Source organism: Lentibacter algarum (assembly GCF_040580765.1).
Taxonomy (GTDB): domain Bacteria; phylum Pseudomonadota; class Alphaproteobacteria; order Rhodobacterales; family Rhodobacteraceae; genus Lentibacter; species Lentibacter algarum.
Genome location: NZ_CP158687.1, coordinates 2,904,881 through 2,921,501 on the forward strand (window position 1 = coordinate 2,904,881; position 16,621 = coordinate 2,921,501).

Sequence of the window (16,621 nt, forward strand, 5' to 3'; positions counted from 1 at the left end):
GCGCAACACGCAAAGGGGCTTAAAATAGCACAGCGCTGTCTCATAGTCGCAGAATACAAGCGCCACTGCGCACAAGCGCGAGGCCAATAAGCTATGAAACCTCTTCTATCAGGTCTCATGGCGCGCCCCCGTCATTCTGGCGGTTCCTCGCCCAAAAATAAGATTGGCAAGGCACTCACGGTCGATCTTTGGTGTCACGCCACAGAGCCTGCACATGTGCCAGCCTTTGCCCAGCTGCGCCGCAGCATTGCTTTAGAGCGCCCAGATCTAACCTGCCTGATAACGACAGATGGCAGCCTCTCCATTCCTGATAGTCTCGATGCGTCGATCAACACAGCCGTGATCCCTCGTGAAGGAAACAGCATCACTGCGTTCTTTACCCAATACGCACCGCGCCTTTGCCTTTGGGCTGGCGGCTGGATTAACCCAGCTCTCGCGCAGGAGGCTGACAAACGCGGCATCCCTCTTTTTCTGCTCGATGCCCATGCCGAAGGGTTTCAGACCAATGTCTGGCGAGGACAAGGTCTGTCACAGCGCCGCGCGCTCAGACTATTTTCGACTTTTCTCGCCCGCGACAGCGAAGCTGAAACAGCTCTGCGCAAAATGGGCGTAGAAGCGGATGATATCTTTGTCGCAGGACGGATGCAGCAAGGCATCCCAACTCTGCCATGCAACGAAACGGACCTGAACGATCTCTCCGCCGCACTTAACTCACGCCCCTCGTGGCTGGCCGCTTGCGTGCGTGCAGAGGAGCTCGACATTATCCTACCTGCACATTTCAAAGCCAGCCGAGCAGCTCATAGGCTCTTGCTGATCCTCGTGCCCGATGACGAGAATGAATATGAAGCCTTCAAAGACGCCTTAGAGCAACACCAGCTGCGCTACACCATCTGGCCCGAGACAGACGGGCTAAGCGATGAAACAGCTCAAGTCCTCTTGGCAGAAGATCCGTTTGAGTTGGGCCTATGGTTTCGCGTGTCTCCTGTGAGCTTTATGGGCGCATCCCTTGTGCCAGGCCACGGTGGCCACAATCCCTACGCCGCAGCCAACCTTGGCTCAGCGATCCTTTATGGTCCGAATGTCGGCAAATATCTTGAAAGCTATTCCCGCTTTGCTGCAGCAGGCGGCGCGCGTATTGTGCGCGATGTAGATACACTCACAGCTGCCGTCAGTCAGCTTTCCGCTCCTGACCGAGCCGCTCAAATGGCCATGGCGGCTTGGGAAATTGCCACTGAAGGTGCAGATGTCACAGATCGCATCACGTCGCTGGTGCATGACGCCCTAGATCATCTGGAGGAAAGCTGATGCAAACGCCCCGCTTCTGGTTCCGCCCACGCAGCTGGCAGTCGGTGCTCCTTGCCCCTCTAGGGGCTCTTTATGCGCTTGGCACAGCGCGCAGAGTGGCGCGCGCAGAGACGGTAAATCTGGAAACGCCCGTGATATGCGTGGGCAATATAAACGCAGGTGGAACAGGAAAAACTCCGACGGTCATTTACCTTGTTCAAGAGCTTCAGGCACTCGGGCATACCCCGGTTGTTGTCTCGCGCGGCTATGGCGGTGCTCTCCAAGGGCCTGTCTTGGTCGATCCACGCAGCCACACCGCCTCCGATGTCGGCGACGAGCCGCTTTTGCTTGCTGCCTTCTGCTCTGTCGTGGTCTCCAAATCACGCCTCCAGGGCGCTGAGCGTGCCGAGCAAGAAGGCGCAAGCGTCATCCTCTTTGACGACGGTTTTCAGGATCCTTCCGTTCACAAAGACCTTTCCTTTGTGGTTGTTGATGCCAAGCGCGGCTTTGGCAACGGGCGCTGCATTCCTGCAGGGCCTCTTCGCGAACCAGAAGAAATAGGTCTCGCCCGCGCCGACGCCCTCATCACAATCGGCTCAGAGTCCGAGCAAGCAATCTTCGTCACCCGGGAGTCTCCCCCCCGTTTTCATGCCGCCCTCGAACCCCTTCCAATGGGTATGGACTGGGCAGGAACCCGCGTTCTTGCCTTTGCAGGAATCGGCCATCCAGAGAAATTCTTCACGACCTTAAAACACCTCGGGGTCGAGATCATTCACGCGGAGGCTCTGGCCGATCACCAGCCCCTTACATCAGCCCTTATGAACCGCCTGAGCGCCGACGCCAAACGCCACAACGCCCGCCTCGTCACCACAGAAAAAGATGCCGTCCGCCTGCCCCAAGCCTTCCGACAGGAGGTGCTGACCCTGCCAGTGCGCCTAAAGGTCACAAACGCATCTGCACTCAAGAGTTTGCTAGAGCAACTGCGTCCCTAGCCCTTCCTCTTTCTAAAAATATCCCGCGGAGCGCGAGGGGCGGGCCCCTCGCTTTGGTTGGGTTGTACTCAGCACAATTCGAAGCAGCTTACCCATCCTCTCCCAGCTTTGGTGAGGGGCGTTTCAAAGCGAGTTCCGCATCTGAAAAAACAAATGGCGAGCGAACACTCGGGACACCATCAAGCTCTATCTGCATCCCACGTGCCTTCACATGTGGATCATCAAAGACCTCCGCCATGTCATTGATCGGCCCAGCAGGGATTCCCTCTGCCTCACAGCCCGCAAGAAGCTCTGCCTTGGTCCGCTTGGCAGTCTCGGCCATCAATAACGCAATCATCGCGGGCCTATTTTCAACTCGGTCCGCGTTGGTCAAATAGTCTGCGTGCTCTTTCATCCAGCCGAGATCCAAGAGATCGCAGAGTCGGCGATACTGCCCGTCATTGCCCGTCGCGATAATGATATGCCCATCGGCACAATCAAAAACCTGATAAGGCGTAAGGTTTGGGTGATAATTGCCTGTCCGGCCGGGGGGTGTGCCCGTGGTCAAATAATTAAGCCCTTGATTGGCCGTCACAGAGACCGCCACATCCAGCAAAGCCATATCAAGATGTTGTCCCCGTCCCGTCCGTTCGCGCTGATAGAGTGCTGCAAGAACACCAGCAACAGAATAGACTCCTGTAAACACATCGGTGATCGCAACACCCGCGCGTTGTGGCTGCCCATCCGGCTCGCCCGTGATCGACATAAGCCCGGACATGCCCTGAATAATATAGTCATATCCCGCGCGGTGCGCATAAGGACCCGTTTGGCCAAAGCCCGTGATCGAGCAATAGATCAGCCGCGGATTGACCTCGGCAAGGCTTGCATAGTCGAGCCCATATTTGGCCAAGCCTCCAAGCTTGAAATTCTCGATCAGGATGTCCGCATCCTTCACAAGCTCACGCACCTGCGCCTGCCCCTCAGGCGTGCGAAAGTCGATTACAACGCTCGACTTCCCACGATTACAGGAGTGGAAATACGAGGCCGATTTATCCTCGTCACGCTCCACAAATGGAGGCCCCCACTGACGTGTGTCGTCGCCTTGAGGCGCTTCAACCTTGATGACATCTGCACCAAGGTCTGCAAGCGTTTGCCCTGCCCAAGGCCCCGCCAAAATCCGCGCGAGCTCAATGACCTTGAGTCCTTCCAGAGGTGCGCTCATAACTCAGTTACCGAGCTGCGCGTCGATCACTTCACGTAGCTTGGCGTAGTTGTTGCCCGCCACACGATCCTGACCAATGATAAATGATGGTGTCGAGTCAATCCCGTCAGCTTCAACATTCGCCTGATACCAAGAAATCAGACTTTGCGCCTTGTCCTGATCCTCAAGGCAGGCGTCAATCGTGTCTGACGACAGGCCGGCAACACGCGCTATTTTGCGCAGGCCGTCTGCCATTTGCACAGGATCACCGCCGCCCATCCAGTCGCGCTGGCCTTTATAAATCAGGTCCGTGATCCCGAAGAACTTCTCTTCCCCGCCGCAACGCGCAACCATAGACGCCCAGAGCGCAGCACGGTCAAAATATACCTCGCGGTAGGTAAAGTGGACCTTGCCTGTATCGATGTAGTTCGCCTTCAGCTCCTTGAAGCCCTCGCGGTGAAAAGCTCCACAATGCGAGCACGTAAACGACGCATACTCGACAACCTTCACAGGCGCGTCTGGGTTGCCCAAGGTCATTTCAGTGATCTCGGACACCGCAGCGTCACTCGTTTCCGCTACAGTTTCCGTCTCTGCCTCGGCTTGAGCTTGCGGCGCGACTTCGACTTGCTTGGCGCCACCGCCGCTCATCGCGAAGAAGGCGGCACCACCGCCAAGGATTGCAACCAGTGCAATAATAAGAATGTTGCGGTTCATAAAAAATCTCTCTTCTAGCGTTTGTGTTTGGATAAAACGTTTTGGCCCAGCGCTTCAAGGGCCAGCCGCAAACTCTCGTTGCCGATATCTGCGGCTCGCGCCCTCACCTCTTGCACAACAGCAGGGTCGGGAGCCTTTGGCGCAACCTTGATTTTCCGATGCTCAAAATCTACCCGCCCCTCGGCAAAGCCCGTCGCATGGGTTTGGGTGATCCGAATACTAGAGATCGCATTATAGCCGTAAACTGCATTCACCTTCTCGCGCAGCTTGGCCTTTTGCATCTCAAGAACAGGCGCATTCGCCCCCGTCGTGAGCAAACACAAGGTCGCGCCAAAGCCGCCTTTGCCGTAGCTCATTTCGACAGGGCGGCTAATGCTGGCAATATCTGGGCCAGCAATCTCTTCCCAATGGGTCAAAAGTCGCGATACCGCAAAACCACGCTGTTGGGACACAGCGTTGATACGCTCTCCCATCAGGTTCGCCGCGCGCTTAAAGCCGCGGTTCCGCTTGGTTTGGCTTGCATCTTTATTCATCAACGCCATGTTACCTGCGCAAAGGCTCCTTGGACAGAGCGATTGGTAAACAGGGAATAAACAATGCGTGACACGGCGAAGGCCTCAGATCTGCTCGACTGGTATGACACGCACGCGCGCACCCTGCCGTGGCGCACAAGCCCATCTGACAGAGCCGCTGGCATCATGCCTGATCCCTACGCAGTTTGGCTCTCCGAAATTATGCTCCAGCAGACAACTGTCGCTGCCGTCAAATCTTATTTCACGCGCTTTCTGTTGCTTTGGCCTACGGTTGAGGCGCTCGCCGCCGCGCGCGATGAAGACGTGATGGCGGAATGGGCTGGCCTTGGGTACTACGCCCGCGCGCGCAACCTGCTGAAATGTGCACGCGCCGTCACAGAGTTAGGCGGCTTCCCCCAAACACGCGCCGAGCTTGAGGCCCTTCCTGGAATTGGTCCCTATACGTCTGCGGCTATTTCCTCGATCGCCTATGATCATCCAGAAACCGTGCTGGACGGCAATGTTGAGCGCGTGATGTCGCGGCTTTACACTGTGTTAGAGCCGCTTCCTGATAGCAAAGAGACGCTCCGCGCCCATGCCGCTGGTCTGACGCCTGACCAGCGCGCAGGCGATTATGCCCAAGCAGTTATGGACCTCGGCGCAACACTCTGCACGCCCAAATCCCCCGCTTGCGGCATCTGCCCGTGGCGTGCGCCCTGCACGGCCCGCGCCGAAGGAATCGCCGATACCTTACCCCGCAAGCGCCCCAAAGCGGCCAAGCCCACACGTCTCGGTATCGCCTACATCGCGCGTCGCGAAGATGGCGCTTGGTTGATGGAGCGCCGCCCCGACAAAGGCCTCCTCGGCGGGATGCTCGGTTGGCCCGGAGCCGCTTGGGGCGATGAGCGCGTCGCCGCGCCGCCCCTTGAAGCCGACTGGCAAAAGGTCAACGCCGAAGCGCTTCACACCTTCACACACTTTCACTTGCGCCTTGATATCCATATCGCAATTCTGCCCCAAGACGTCGAAATCGAGGGGCTAGAATTCGTGCCCAAGCACAGCTTTTCACCCAAGGCCCTGCCCACTGTCATGCGAAAGGCATTTGACCTCGCGCAAAGCGCGTTCAACACTGCCTCGCAATAATTCTGCCAATTGTCCTGAGTAAAGGTTCGTCAAATGCTCAATGCCCAACAAGTCGCTAGTCTCAGCCGCGCCCTGCCATTCTGGCTTTCGTTGACGCTCATTCCGCTTGCCTGGATCGGAGCGTTTTATGGCGGTTGGACAGTCGCTCTCCTGCCACTGGCGACATGGTATCTGTTCTCTGGTCTTGACGCCGTCCTTGGCCTCAACACAGAAAATGCAGACCCTAACATTGGCGAAGAACATCTGGCGGCCTACTCTCTCATCACCAAAATCTGGATCCCCCTCCAGTTTATCACACTCTTCGGTCTGCTTTATTATGTCCCCCGCGCTGAGCACCTCGAGGCGCTCGAAACCGTCGTACTGTTCTTTGGTGTCGGTGTGATTACAGGCACAGTCGGGATCAACTACAGCCACGAGCTGATGCATCAGAAAAACAAGTTCGAGCGCTGGCTTGGTGATATCCTTCTCTCAATGGTGCTCTACTCGCACTTTCGAACAGAGCACCTGCTTGTGCATCACCGCTACGTCGGGACACCGCGCGACGCTGTAACGGCACGCTACAACGAGGGGTTTTACCGCTATTTCCCCCGTGTGCTTCGCGAGGGCCTAAGCTCTGCGTTCAAAGCCGAAAAAGAAATGCTCGCCCGCAAGGATCTGCCGTGGAGCGATACTTCCAATCCCTTCTTCCGCTATTGGGCGCTACAAGCCGCGATGCTGGTTCTGGCGCTCATTGTCGGCGGTTGGATGGGTCTCGCGCTGTTTCTGTGGCAAGCTTTTTCCGCTGTCTGGCAGCTTGAGCTTGTAAACTACATCGAACACTACGGCCTGACACGCAAACATCTCGGCGACGGCAAATACGAGCACGTGATGCCTCACCACAGCTGGAACGCAGCGCACAAGGCCTCAAACTGGCTTCTGATAAATCTTCAGCGCCACTCCGATCACCACTACAAGCCAGACCGCCGCTTCCCGCTCTTGCAAAACTATGACGCGGCGCAAGCACCACAGCTGCCTTATGGCTACCCGCTGATGACAATGGCCGCGATGGTTCCACCGCTTTGGCGCAAGAAAATGAACCCACGCGTGCGCAAATGGCGCGAAATGTACTACCCCGAAATCACCGAGTGGAAGCCTTATAACAAGGCGACAAACCCGATGCCGCGCTAGGCCTCATTTTGCGGAAGATGTCCTGTCTTCACATAGATCAAACAGCCCTCATCCGACCACGGCGCGTGCTTTGAAAGGTGGGGGCTTCTGATCCAGCTTCCAGCAGGATAGCGACCATGCTCATCCTGAAATGTCCCCTCAAGCACAAATATCTCTTCGCCGCCCCAATGCGCATGCTGGTTAAACTGTGTGCCCGCCGCCCAGCGCACCAAAGCAACGTTCTCACTCGCACAAGAATGTAGGGGCAAAACAGACAGCCCCTCAACCATACCGGGGCGAAACGCGGCCGCGCGCGTATCAATCGCAAATTGCTCTTGGTCGTCGGCATCAAACTGATGCAGCTTCACAAGGATCGTGCAGCCCTCTTTTGTGTGCGGCTTATGGCTCGTCCCGATCGGGTTCCGCACATATGTACCAGCAGGGTAATCGCCCGTCTCATCCGAAAAGACGCCCTCAAGAACAAGAAACTCTTCGCCGCCGCCATGGGTATGTGTGTCAAACTGCGAGTCAGGCGCAAAACGCACAATCGTCGTCGCCCGCGCCACTTCGTCGCCGATGCGATCAAGCATCATCCGTTCGACACCGGCCGCAGGCGAAGATACCCACTCATAGTCCTCAGGACGCACAACCACCCGCTGTGAAAAATCCGCGTTAATATGCATCATGTCTCTCCTCAAAAGGCTTTGGCCATAGCTACCCTTCGGATGCGCCAAGGGGAATAGGTCCGCCCCGTCACATTCCCGTCAGCGCTATTTTTTACCCTTCTTCTTTGGCTGCTTCGCAATGCGCCCAAAGGTTCTGTCTCTCGCGCGCCGCGGGCTCAGGCTTTCTGAGTTAAAAGCGTCTTCCGCGACAAGCTTTTTCCAGCGCTCCAAGCGCGCCTCGCCAATCTCACCCGCCGCAAGCGCGCTCTTGATAGCACAGCCCGGCTCACTCTCGTGCATACAGTCCCGAAAGCGACACTGCGTGCTCAACTCTTGCAAATCAGCAAACAATTCGCCGAGCCCCGACGCCGCATCAGTAAGCTGCACCTCTCTCATGCCAGGCGTGTCCAGCACGGTGCAGCCGCTCACCAGCAAGTGGAGCTGGCGGCTCGTTGTGGTGTGCCGCCCCCGTGCATCGCCCTCTCGGATACCTTGGGTCTTGATCTCCTGACCGCCTGACAAAGTGTTGGTCAGCGTCGACTTCCCCACACCTGACGACCCGATGAAAGCAACGGTCTTACCAGGTTTGCACCATTCGGCCAGTCTCTCGCGTGGCTCCTCGCCGCGCCCGTCAATTGCGAGCACAGGCACATCTGCCGAGATTGAGCGCGCTTGGCTAAGGTAGCTTTCGACATCCTCCGCGAGATCAGCCTTGGTCAGCAAAATAACTGGCGAAGCCTTATCTTCAAGCGCAAGCGCAACATAGCGCTCCAACCGCGCAATGTTGAAATCATCGTTGCAAGACGTAACAATAAAGGTGGTATCAAGGTTCGCACCGATCAGCTGTACCTGCCGCTCAGGCCCCGGCGCGCGCCGCTTAATCAGGTTCTTGCGTTCAAGAACCACGCTCTCGGCAGGCTCTTCAGCATTCAACAATATCCAGTCACCCACCGTAGCATCAGGCCGCGGCGGAAGGATCGTGTCGATCCCCTCTCCCACGACATGATGACCGCTGCGATGCACTTCCGTCACTCTGACAGGCGGTGTCTCAGCCATCACGGACGCATCAGCTTGCTCTGCAAAGAACGGCCCCCACCCCAACTTTTGCAAAAGCGAAAGAGGCGCATTCTTTGGCCGCAAAGCCTCTGAGTCGTCGTGGGTCATTAAGGTGTGCTTTCCAATAGTGTTGCCGCCCAGTCTATATCAAAATACCGACAAAAAAAGGCCCCGCCTCTGGAGGAGGACGGGGCTTCAGTTAAAGTGCCGTGGAGTCAGGCCACAGGCACCGGCGGTGTTCGGATAAAGACAGAGCTCACCCGCTGGCTCAAATCTGAGCCATGATTTCGGGTGAATTCTCGTTTCAATTTAGTTGCGCATCTCGGCGCGGATCTGTTGGCGGAACAGTTCGATGGGAACTTGCTTGCCGTCTCGCTTGATGCTCCAGTAGGTCCAGCCGTTGCAGCTTGGTGCGCCTTCAAGATGCGCGCCCACTTGGTGAATAGATCCCTTGATATCGTCGCCGATCAGAGTGCCGTCAGCACGCACTTTCGCCTTGTGGCGGCCATTAAGGGAGTAAAGCTCTTCGCCTGGGCGCAGCATTCCACGCTCCACAAGCTGACCAAAAGGCACGCGTGGCTCGCTGCGTTTGCTCACGCTCACTTCAAGCGCTTCCTTGTCAAACTTACGCACATTGGCGATCCGTTTTTCAGCAACCTTGCGGTAGGCTTCTTCGCGTTCGATCCCGATAAACTCGCGACCCAGCATCTTGGCAACTGCGCCGGTTGTACCTGTGCCAAAGAACGGGTCCAAAACCACATCACCAACATTGGTCGAGCCAACCATCACACGGTGCAGAAGTGCTTCTGGTTTCTGTGTTGGGTGGGCCTTGTCGCCATTGTCGTCCTTAAGACGCTCGCCACCGTTGCAGATCGGAATAACCCAATCAGAACGCATCTGAATACCTTCGTTCAAAGCTTTCAGAGCTTCGTAATTGAAAGTGTATTTGCTTGTTTCGGTTTTACCCGCCCAAATCATTGTCTCATGTGCGTTGGTAAAGCGCTTGCCACGAAAGTTCGGCATAGGGTTTGACTTGCGCCACACCACATCATTGAGGATCCAGAACCCTTGGTTCTGAAGTTCGGCACCCATGCGGAAGACGTTGTGATAAGAGCCAATCACCCAGATCGCGCCATTCGGCTTCAGCAGGCGTCGTGCCGCAGCGAGCCATTCGCGTGTAAATTTGTCATAAACTTTGAAGCTGTCAAACTGGTCCCAGTGGTCATCCACCGCATCCACTTTTGAATTGTCAGGGCGATGCAAGTCGCCCTTGAGCTGCAAGTTATAGGGTGGATCAGCAAAGATCAGATCAATGCTCTCCGCAGGGAGCGCGTTCATACGCTCAATGCAGTCTCCGTCCAAAATGGTGTTCAAAGGAAGCGACACCGCGCTCTTTGCGTTCGTTTTCGTTTTCATTTTTCTGCCTCATACACGGTGCGTTTTGCACTCATTGGTTGAGGCCTAAGATGAGTCATTGACGATTCGCGGTCAATTTCTTTTTTGAATCAGTCACTTACATTTTTTTGTTGATACAAGATATTGTGCACTGGTTTGAACGAACGTCTATGGTGTGGGGTCACACCAAGATTTTGCAGCGCCAGTCTGTGACTTTTTGATGGATATCCGGCGTTTGTTTCCCAGCCGTAGCCCGGATACTGTTGCGCCAGTGCCGACATGACATAGTCTCGCCTGATTTTGGCCACAATCGAAGCAGCAGAAATGCTCACTGATTTGCTATCCCCCTTCACAATCGCCTCTGCCGAGACGGTGAGGCCCTTTGGAATGAGGTTTCCATCAATCAAACAATGGTCAGGCGGTGTCAAAAGGCCCGCGACGGCACGCTCCATCGCAAGATGCGAAGCACGCAAAATGTTGAGCTGGTCAATTTCTTCCACGCTCGCACTCGCCACGCTCACCTCGGCACAAGACAAAATCGCCTCCGCCAAACTTTCCCGCCGCTTGGCGCTCAGTTTCTTACTGTCGTTGAGCCCTTCGGGGATACGCGACATATCAAGCACAACTGCACAGGCTGTCACTGGACCCGCCAGTGGTCCACGGCCCACCTCGTCAACACCCGCAATACGGGCAAATCCACGGGCCATTGCCGCGCGCTCATAAGAAAAATCTGGGCCTGTCATTCTGCCAGATGACAGAGAGAGCAGGCCCAGATCAAGCAGGTATTATCCGTTCAGGCGGTATCCGTTCCGCTTCAGGCAGCCCGCCTGATAGCCCGTGCGCACACCACGTGGCCCCTTCACTCTGATCTCACAAGCGCGTGGAAGGCTCTCGGACCAGCGATAATTGTTCTGCAAACAACGCCCGTTCATATAGCGCAGCGTGTCACGGCGCGTCTGAACCGTGGTCAGACACCGCTGCGGCAAAGTCATTTTGCGAACACGCTGGGGCAAAGGCTTCGGATCTACTTGGACATGCCGACGCACACCATGACCATGTTGGTTCTGTGGTTTGGCATGATAACTGTGTTGATCACGGCGGTCGTCATTGCGATCACTGATCGCCTTCCCAAGCAACACAAGCGCCGCAATCCCAGCAATAGCGCGTGCAGTATCCCGATCGTCTGCACGGGCGGGTGCCGCGCTCAATGAAGCAGCAACAAGCGCACTCAACGCAATCGAAGCAATAAATTTACGTGACATTAGAACATCTCCTTTCGGTTTCAGGGCGGCACGCACTCTCTTGTGCAAACCAGCGATGAAGCCAAAATCAGAAATCCCCCAAAGTCAGGCAATAACAGCCCACTGCTATCAGATAGCATCTGCCCCAAGGGCGCATGGATATTGAATATCAATCCCAAAACGCGCAGTCTGATCGCATGAAAAACATCATACTTATATCCGCTGCTCTCGCGCTCCTCTCCTCCCCGCTTCACGCGGCCGATTGCTATGCCGACTACAAGGCCAAGCAAGACAACCCGCTTAAGCTTCACTATGGCGTCGCCCAAATCACAGGCGCCTGCACCGCAGCCTCCGCCCGTTCCCAGCTTACGCCACGCCTTGCCAAAGGCGGATGGGTGTTGCTCAATGTTGTTTCGGTGTTTGACGCCAGCGGCCTTAATGAGAGGAAAGAGAGTGCAGGACCCTTCTATCTCCGCTTCTGAGCGTATGAGTAATCCAAACCGCACCGTCTTTATCGGGATCGCGGCAATCGTCGCAATCTTGCTCATCGCCGCCGTCGTGCTGTTCTTCACGCTCCCCGATGCTGGCGCTTTCAACGCGCGAGTTGAGCAGCTCTTTGTCGAAAATGACAACTTGAGCACGCAAGCAGAAATCAAATTGCTCGAAATTCTGGCCCAGTCCGGTACAGCCTTCTCAGACACGCTCTCAAGCTACCGAATGGTGATTTTTGTGTTGCTTGTTTTCGCCGCCGCAATGCTTATCGCCGCGTTCGTCTTTCTCATGATGCTCGCCGCCTTCAGCCGCCGCATGGCCACCATTGAGCGCTCAGGGATTCAGGTTAATTCACTCCTCATCAGTCGTGAAGAAAACACCGTCTATCTGAACAACATGGGGTTCAAGCTCACAGGCGCCGCTATGGAAACCCTAAGTGTCCTCGCCGAAGCCCGTATGGATGACGATGTGCTCAACGGCGCTGAAATAGAGGCCGTCATCTCAGGTCGCCTCGCCTCAGATTGCGACGAAGCGGCAGGCGCCACTCGTATCAAGCGTTTGCGCGACACATTGGGCAATCAGCTTGTCTCAGAACTGCTGATCAAAAACATTGCCCGTCGTGGCTATATCCTCAGCATAGACAAAAGCGTGATCCAAGTGCTCTAGCCCCCGAAAGAGCTGTTTTCTTTTTCTTTCCAAAAGTATCCCAGGGGGTGCGGGGGACTGGTCCCCCGCTTCAATCGGGTTTTCGCAACGCGAAAATCCGAAATCAAATCGCCGCGCGTAGATTTGCCATGAGCGCAGTCAAGTTCTTCACATAAAGCTCGCCCTGCAAACGTCCTTCAGCATCAAACTCATTGTAGCTTGCCGCAACTGTCACTTCGGGACCGGCAACAATTTTGGGCTGAAAGGGTGTCATGCAGCTGTGCAACATAACAAGCCCACGGTCGCCACCAGAGCGCCCCGCTGCTGATGACATCAGCGCAACAGGCTTGCCCGCCCATGCGCTGCCCTCCACACGGCTCACCCAATCCAGCGCATTCTTCAAAACGCCAGAAAGGCCACGGTTATACTCCGGTGTCGAAATCACGACAGCATCCGCCTCAGAAATCTGTGCCGCAAGCTTTTGCACAGCAGCAGGCACGCCTTCAGCCGCTTCCAGATCGCCGTCATAAAGTGGCAGATTGAGGTCAGCGAGTGTAAGCTTTGCATCGCCCATAAGCCGCGCCGCTTCTTGCAGCAGCAAGGTGTTGGTTGAGCCTTTGCGCAGAGCGCCAGAAAGTCCGAGAAGTTTTACATGAGCCATTGTGGCCTCCATTTATGAAGTCCCCTCGCTCCTAAACTGACGGCGCTCCCACAGCAATTCTCACAAGCGCACAGCCCCTGTGCAAAAAAGAAAAGGCCCCACCGTTTCTGGCAGGGCCGGTTCATGTCGATGTCACGAAAGTTATACGCTTGGCGTAATCACAATCTCCACACGACGGTTCAGTTGACGGCCTTCTGGCGTCAAGTTCGTCGCCAAAGGCATGTCTTCGCCGCGGCCCACGGCCTGCATGCGGAAGCTGTTCACACCTTCACTCGCCAAGATAGCCGTAACCGCCTGTGCGCGGCGTAAGCTAAGGCTCTGATTATAGCCTGCGTCGCCCGTGTTATCGGTATGCCCAACCACTTGCACAGTTGACTCGCCATAGGTGTTGAGGCTGCTCGCCACAGCGCGAATATCGCTTGTAAGGTCAGGGCGCAGGCTCGCACTGTCTGTCGCAAACAAAATATCCTGCGGCATCGTCACAATCAGGCGCTCGCCCGTATTCACAATCTTCGCATCATTGCCAAGCTTGGCCCGCAAATCCCGCTCTTGCTGATCGAGCGCTGCACCCGTCAGCCCGCCAAGACCTGCTCCGACAATTGCGCCACGAAAGGCGCCTTTCTTGCCGTCACTTTGGGTCAGTCCGCCAATAAGCGCCCCTGCGGCCGCCCCGATCAGCGCACCTTCCTTGGCTTTGCGGTTCGGATCATCAGGATTTACAAGTCCCGGGTCAGTACACCCTGCAAGCAATACCATCGCGCTCACAGCGCTCACGCTAATAAATTTTGAAATTATCTTCATATCTGCCTCGTCTTTTTTGCCACACACTCTGTGGCTTGTGTGCTATATATACGCCTTGCCACCGCCCACAAAGAAGCAACACTCGCGTGATCGGCAGCAATTCGCCCATCCGCTCACGCCTCTTCGCGCGCAGACTCCCAAGCAAGCAGTGCACGTTTCACAGGCAAGCCCCAGTGATAGCCTCCCAGCGCCCCTGATTTTCGAAGCGCACGGTGACACGGGATCAACCAGCTCACAGGGTTGCGTCCCACAGCCGTACCAACCGCCCGCACAGCCCTAGGATGTCCAATCGCCCCAGCAATCTCGCTGTATGTGGTCACATGGCCCGAAGGGACTTGCAACAAAGCCTCCCATACCTTGATCTGAAAGGGCGCCCCGATAAGGTGCAGTGCCGTTTCGCCGCTTTGCTCCTGTCCCGCCTTAACCCAGCCATGAAGCGCAGCTGGTTTCTCTACAAATCCCGCCTTTGGCCAGCGCTGCGCCAAGTCCTCAAAGCAAGCCTCACGGCCCATCTCTTCGGCAAATCCCATGCCGCAAATTCCGCGCTTTGTGCCCATCACAAGCGTTTCGCCAAAGGGTGTATCAAACCAGCCATAGTTCACAGTCAGTCCCGCCCCCTTCTTGGCAAACTCCCCGGGGCTCATTGCTTCCCAACGCAGAAAAAGGTCGTGCAGCCGGCCGCCGCCTGACAGTCCAACAGATTGCGCTGTTTCAAGCGTGGTAAACCGCTCGTTCAACATCCGCTTCGCCTGCCCAAGCTGCAAATACTGCTGATAGCGCTTGGGAGAGACACCCACCCATGCGGAAAAGACCCTTTGAAAATGTGCCGTACTCATCTGCATCTCACCCGCCAGAGCCTCAAGCGAAAGCGGCACCTCAGACGCGTCAATCGCCTCCAAAGCACGGCGCATAAGTTGGTAATGATAGCGCCCTTCGGGCTGATCCATCTTCATCATATGTCTCCTTAGCTGATACCCTAGCCTCCAGAACGCCCCCCCGCGACCCGTTTCCTGCGCAAATCAATATCTTGCCTGTCGCCCCTCTCGCGGGCATACCTTCCCCATGGCCAAGCAACTCAATTATCAAACGCTCCGAGAGATTTTCACCCGCTTTCACGCAGCAGATCCCGCCCCCGTGGGCGAGCTCGATCATGTGAATGTCTATACCCTTGTCGTCGCCGTGGCGCTCTCCGCCCAAGCCACAGATGTAGGCGTGAACAAAGCCACAAAAGAACTGTTCAAAATTGCCGATACACCTGAAAAAATGCTGGCTCTGGGCGAAGAGGGTCTGATTGAGCACATCAAGACAATCGGCCTCTTCCGTAACAAAGCCAAAAACGTCATCAAGCTCAGCCGTATCTTGGTTGAGGACTATGGCGGCGAAGTCCCCAATTCCCGCGCAGCGCTTGTCTCGCTCCCAGGCGTGGGCCGCAAGACAGCCAATGTCGTGCTGAATATGTGGTGGCGTATGCCTGCGCAGGCCGTTGATACGCATATCTTCCGTGTCGGCAACCGCTCGGGGATTTGCCCTGGCAAAGATGTCGACGCAGTCGAGCGCGCAATCGAAGACAATATACCCGCGGACTTTCAGCTCCACGCACATCACTGGCTTATCCTGCATGGCCGCTACCATTGCAAAGCGCGCAAGCCGCTTTGCGCCACCTGTATCATCCGCGATCTCTGTGAATTTGAGGAAAAGAACCTATGAAAAAGTATCAAGTCGTCGGCATCGGCAACGCAGTCGTTGATGTGATCACCCAATCAACCGACACTTTCCTTGCAGAGATGGGGATCGCAAAAGGCATCATGCAGCTGGTCGAGACTCAGCGCTCAGAAGAGCTCTTTTCTGCAATGGACGAGCGCGTCCAGACTCCGGGCGGCTCGGTTGCCAATACAATCGCAGGCATCGGCAGTCTTGGCCTCGCCACCGGCTTCATAGGCCGCGTGCGCGACGATGAGCTAGGCCACTTCTACGCTGACGCGATGACACGCGAAGGCATCGACTTCGTAAATGCTCCCGTCGCAGGGGGCGAGCTGCCCACCTCACGCTCAATGATTTTTGTTTCCCCCGATGGCGAACGCTCGATGAACACCTATCTCGGTATTTCAGCCGAGCTTGGCCCCGATGACGTTGATGAAAGCGTTGCCGCTGGCGCTGAGGTTGTGTTCCTTGAGGGCTATCTCTTTGACAAAGACAAAGGCAAAGACGCCTTCATCCGTACAGCCCGCGCCTGCCGTGCCGCTGGCGGCAAAGCAGGTATCGCAATTTCCGATCCCTTCTGCGTCGAGCGCCACCGCGCCGATTTCGTCAGCCTCATCGAGAACGAAATGGACTTCGTCATCGGCAACGAAGCCGAAATTCGCTCGCTCTATCAGGACAATGATCTCGAGGCCGATCTCGCCCGCGTCGCCGCCGCATGTCCGCTTGTCGTCTGCACCCGTTCGGGCGATGGCGTCAGCATCATGCATGAAGGCAAGCGCACCGATATCCCCGTTACAAAGATCGTCCCCGTTGATGCCACAGGCGCAGGCGACCAGTTTGCCGCTGGCTTCCTCTTCGGCCTCGTTTCGGGCCGCGATATGGAAACATGTGGCCGTATGGGCAATGTCTGCGCCGCCGAGGTGATCAGCCACATCGGCCCGCGTCCCGAAGTCGACATGAAGGCGCTGTTCGCCGAGCACGGCCTGCTCTAAA

19 protein-coding genes are annotated in these 16,621 nt (G+C 56.2%); 8 read left to right on the forward strand and 11 right to left on the reverse strand.

Translation table 11 applies throughout. From position 1 onward, the window contains the following. Window positions 1-93 precede the first annotated feature (93 nt). Window positions 94-1,305 carry a glycosyltransferase N-terminal domain-containing protein gene (locus tag DSM117340_RS14470; RefSeq protein WP_089893272.1) on the forward strand — a complete coding sequence of 404 codons (1,212 nt, stop codon included), beginning with the start codon at window positions 94-96 and terminating at the stop codon, window positions 1,303-1,305. Beyond that, complete coding sequence (gene lpxK / locus DSM117340_RS14475) at window positions 1,305-2,276, forward strand: tetraacyldisaccharide 4'-kinase (RefSeq protein WP_271437280.1); 972 nt, start codon at window positions 1,305-1,307, stop codon at window positions 2,274-2,276. Before DSM117340_RS14470 ends, lpxK begins: the two co-directional genes overlap by 1 nt. Window positions 2,277-2,364: 88 nt before the next feature. On the opposite strand, the gene DSM117340_RS14480 is transcribed toward lpxK, so the two are convergent. From DSM117340_RS14480 to DSM117340_RS14490, 3 genes are read right to left on the reverse strand one after another with little or no spacing between them, the layout of a single operon-like run. Continuing rightward, the gene (locus DSM117340_RS14480; protein ID WP_089893281.1) at window positions 2,365-3,477 is read right to left on the reverse strand and encodes a CaiB/BaiF CoA-transferase family protein; all 1,113 of its coding nucleotides are present in this window, start codon (window positions 3,475-3,477) and stop codon (window positions 2,365-2,367) included. Window positions 3,478-3,480: 3 nt separating this feature from the next. Continuing rightward, on the reverse strand, window positions 3,481-4,170 hold the full coding sequence (locus DSM117340_RS14485) for a DsbA family protein (protein WP_089893283.1): 690 nt from the start codon (window positions 4,168-4,170) through the stop codon (window positions 3,481-3,483). 14 nt (window positions 4,171-4,184) lie between these two features. Further along, window positions 4,185-4,703, reverse strand: coding sequence for a DciA family protein (locus DSM117340_RS14490; protein WP_089893726.1), 519 nt, complete (start codon window positions 4,701-4,703; stop codon window positions 4,185-4,187). A gap of 63 nt (window positions 4,704-4,766) precedes the next feature. Here DSM117340_RS14490 and mutY point away from each other — a divergent pair, with 63 nt between their 5' ends. Both mutY and DSM117340_RS14500 read left to right on the forward strand, forming a co-directional pair. After that, window positions 4,767-5,825 carry an A/G-specific adenine glycosylase gene (mutY, locus tag DSM117340_RS14495; RefSeq protein ID WP_089893286.1) on the forward strand — a complete coding sequence of 353 codons (1,059 nt, stop codon included), beginning with the start codon at window positions 4,767-4,769 and terminating at the stop codon, window positions 5,823-5,825. A 33-nt stretch (window positions 5,826-5,858) separates the two neighbouring features. Further along, a complete protein-coding gene (locus DSM117340_RS14500) occupies window positions 5,859-6,992 on the forward strand; it encodes an alkane 1-monooxygenase (protein WP_089893292.1) in 1,134 nt (377 codons plus the stop codon). Here the strand turns inward: DSM117340_RS14500 and DSM117340_RS14505 are convergent. From DSM117340_RS14505 to DSM117340_RS14525, 5 genes are all read right to left on the reverse strand, one after another. Beyond that, the gene (locus DSM117340_RS14505; protein ID WP_089893295.1) at window positions 6,989-7,654 is read right to left on the reverse strand and encodes a cupin domain-containing protein; all 666 of its coding nucleotides are present in this window, start codon (window positions 7,652-7,654) and stop codon (window positions 6,989-6,991) included. The genes DSM117340_RS14500 and DSM117340_RS14505 overlap by 4 nt on opposite strands. 87 nt (window positions 7,655-7,741) lie before the next feature. Further along, window positions 7,742-8,800, reverse strand: a complete 1,059-nt coding sequence (rsgA, locus tag DSM117340_RS14510) for a ribosome small subunit-dependent GTPase A (RefSeq protein WP_089893298.1) — start codon at window positions 8,798-8,800, stop codon at window positions 7,742-7,744. Window positions 8,801-9,001: 201 nt separating this feature from the next. Further along, window positions 9,002-10,108 (reverse strand): site-specific DNA-methyltransferase, encoded by a 1,107-nt coding sequence (locus tag DSM117340_RS14515; protein WP_089893301.1) that lies wholly within the window; start codon window positions 10,106-10,108, stop codon window positions 9,002-9,004. Between the two features lie 89 nt (window positions 10,109-10,197). Beyond that, the gene (locus DSM117340_RS14520) at window positions 10,198-10,830 is read right to left on the reverse strand and encodes a ribonuclease HII (protein ID WP_089893304.1); all 633 of its coding nucleotides are present in this window, start codon (window positions 10,828-10,830) and stop codon (window positions 10,198-10,200) included. 42 nt (window positions 10,831-10,872) lie between these two features. Then, the gene (locus tag DSM117340_RS14525) at window positions 10,873-11,349 is read right to left on the reverse strand and encodes a hypothetical protein (RefSeq protein ID WP_089893307.1); all 477 of its coding nucleotides are present in this window, start codon (window positions 11,347-11,349) and stop codon (window positions 10,873-10,875) included. A 176-nt stretch (window positions 11,350-11,525) separates the two neighbouring features. Between DSM117340_RS14525 and DSM117340_RS14530 the strand changes: the two genes are divergently transcribed. Beyond that, window positions 11,526-11,810: a hypothetical protein gene (locus DSM117340_RS14530; protein ID WP_089893729.1), complete on the forward strand. Its 285-nt coding sequence runs from the start codon at window positions 11,526-11,528 to the stop codon at window positions 11,808-11,810. Then, a complete protein-coding gene (locus DSM117340_RS14535; RefSeq protein WP_089893310.1) occupies window positions 11,782-12,486 on the forward strand; it encodes a helix-turn-helix domain-containing protein in 705 nt (234 codons plus the stop codon). The genes DSM117340_RS14530 and DSM117340_RS14535 overlap by 29 nt, the downstream gene beginning before the upstream one ends. Before the next feature lie 103 nt (window positions 12,487-12,589). On the opposite strand, the gene DSM117340_RS14540 is transcribed toward DSM117340_RS14535, so the two are convergent. The 3 genes from DSM117340_RS14540 to DSM117340_RS14550 form a co-directional block, all read right to left on the reverse strand. Next, the gene (locus DSM117340_RS14540; protein ID WP_089893732.1) at window positions 12,590-13,126 is read right to left on the reverse strand and encodes an NAD(P)H-dependent oxidoreductase; all 537 of its coding nucleotides are present in this window, start codon (window positions 13,124-13,126) and stop codon (window positions 12,590-12,592) included. Between the two features lie 141 nt (window positions 13,127-13,267). Beyond that, window positions 13,268-13,927: an OmpA family protein gene (locus DSM117340_RS14545; protein ID WP_089893735.1), complete on the reverse strand. Its 660-nt coding sequence runs from the start codon at window positions 13,925-13,927 to the stop codon at window positions 13,268-13,270. Window positions 13,928-14,040: 113 nt separating this feature from the next. Further along, window positions 14,041-14,874 (reverse strand): bifunctional helix-turn-helix domain-containing protein/methylated-DNA--[protein]-cysteine S-methyltransferase, encoded by an 834-nt coding sequence (locus DSM117340_RS14550; protein WP_177170706.1) that lies wholly within the window; start codon window positions 14,872-14,874, stop codon window positions 14,041-14,043. Between the two features lie 115 nt (window positions 14,875-14,989). Here DSM117340_RS14550 and nth point away from each other — a divergent pair, with 115 nt between their 5' ends. Together nth and DSM117340_RS14560 are read left to right on the forward strand one after the other, a co-directional pair. Beyond that, the gene (nth, locus tag DSM117340_RS14555) at window positions 14,990-15,634 is read left to right on the forward strand and encodes an endonuclease III (RefSeq protein ID WP_089893316.1); all 645 of its coding nucleotides are present in this window, start codon (window positions 14,990-14,992) and stop codon (window positions 15,632-15,634) included. Next, window positions 15,631-16,620: an adenosine kinase gene (locus DSM117340_RS14560; protein ID WP_089893319.1), complete on the forward strand. Its 990-nt coding sequence runs from the start codon at window positions 15,631-15,633 to the stop codon at window positions 16,618-16,620. The genes nth and DSM117340_RS14560 overlap by 4 nt, the downstream gene beginning before the upstream one ends. Window position 16,621: the final 1 nt, after the last annotated feature.

Bases quoted from the DNA above. Each gene is read 5' to 3' on its own strand.
- DSM117340_RS14470 (WP_089893272.1), top strand. From the start codon at position 94: ATGAAACCTCTTCTATCAGGTCTCATGGCGCGCCCCCGTCATTCTGGC.
- lpxK (WP_271437280.1), top strand. From the start codon at position 1,305: ATGCAAACGCCCCGCTTCTGGTTCCGCCCACGCAGCTGGCAGTCGGTG.
- DSM117340_RS14480 (WP_089893281.1), bottom strand. From the start codon at position 3,477: ATGAGCGCACCTCTGGAAGGACTCAAGGTCATTGAGCTCGCGCGGATT.
- DSM117340_RS14485 (WP_089893283.1), bottom strand. From the start codon at position 4,170: ATGAACCGCAACATTCTTATTATTGCACTGGTTGCAATCCTTGGCGGT.
- DSM117340_RS14490 (WP_089893726.1), bottom strand. From the start codon at position 4,703: ATGAATAAAGATGCAAGCCAAACCAAGCGGAACCGCGGCTTTAAGCGC.
- mutY (WP_089893286.1), top strand. From the start codon at position 4,767: ATGCGTGACACGGCGAAGGCCTCAGATCTGCTCGACTGGTATGACACG.
- DSM117340_RS14500 (WP_089893292.1), top strand. From the start codon at position 5,859: ATGCTCAATGCCCAACAAGTCGCTAGTCTCAGCCGCGCCCTGCCATTC.
- DSM117340_RS14505 (WP_089893295.1), bottom strand. From the start codon at position 7,654: ATGCATATTAACGCGGATTTTTCACAGCGGGTGGTTGTGCGTCCTGAG.
- rsgA (WP_089893298.1), bottom strand. From the start codon at position 8,800: ATGACCCACGACGACTCAGAGGCTTTGCGGCCAAAGAATGCGCCTCTT.
- DSM117340_RS14515 (WP_089893301.1), bottom strand. From the start codon at position 10,108: ATGAAAACGAAAACGAACGCAAAGAGCGCGGTGTCGCTTCCTTTGAAC.
- DSM117340_RS14520 (WP_089893304.1), bottom strand. From the start codon at position 10,830: ATGACAGGCCCAGATTTTTCTTATGAGCGCGCGGCAATGGCCCGTGGA.
- DSM117340_RS14525 (WP_089893307.1), bottom strand. From the start codon at position 11,349: ATGTCACGTAAATTTATTGCTTCGATTGCGTTGAGTGCGCTTGTTGCT.
- DSM117340_RS14530 (WP_089893729.1), top strand. From the start codon at position 11,526: ATGAAAAACATCATACTTATATCCGCTGCTCTCGCGCTCCTCTCCTCC.
- DSM117340_RS14540 (WP_089893732.1), bottom strand. From the start codon at position 13,126: ATGGCTCATGTAAAACTTCTCGGACTTTCTGGCGCTCTGCGCAAAGGC.
- DSM117340_RS14545 (WP_089893735.1), bottom strand. From the start codon at position 13,927: ATGAAGATAATTTCAAAATTTATTAGCGTGAGCGCTGTGAGCGCGATG.
- DSM117340_RS14550 (WP_177170706.1), bottom strand. From the start codon at position 14,874: ATGGATCAGCCCGAAGGGCGCTATCATTACCAACTTATGCGCCGTGCT.
- nth (WP_089893316.1), top strand. From the start codon at position 14,990: ATGGCCAAGCAACTCAATTATCAAACGCTCCGAGAGATTTTCACCCGC.
- DSM117340_RS14560 (WP_089893319.1), top strand. From the start codon at position 15,631: ATGAAAAAGTATCAAGTCGTCGGCATCGGCAACGCAGTCGTTGATGTG.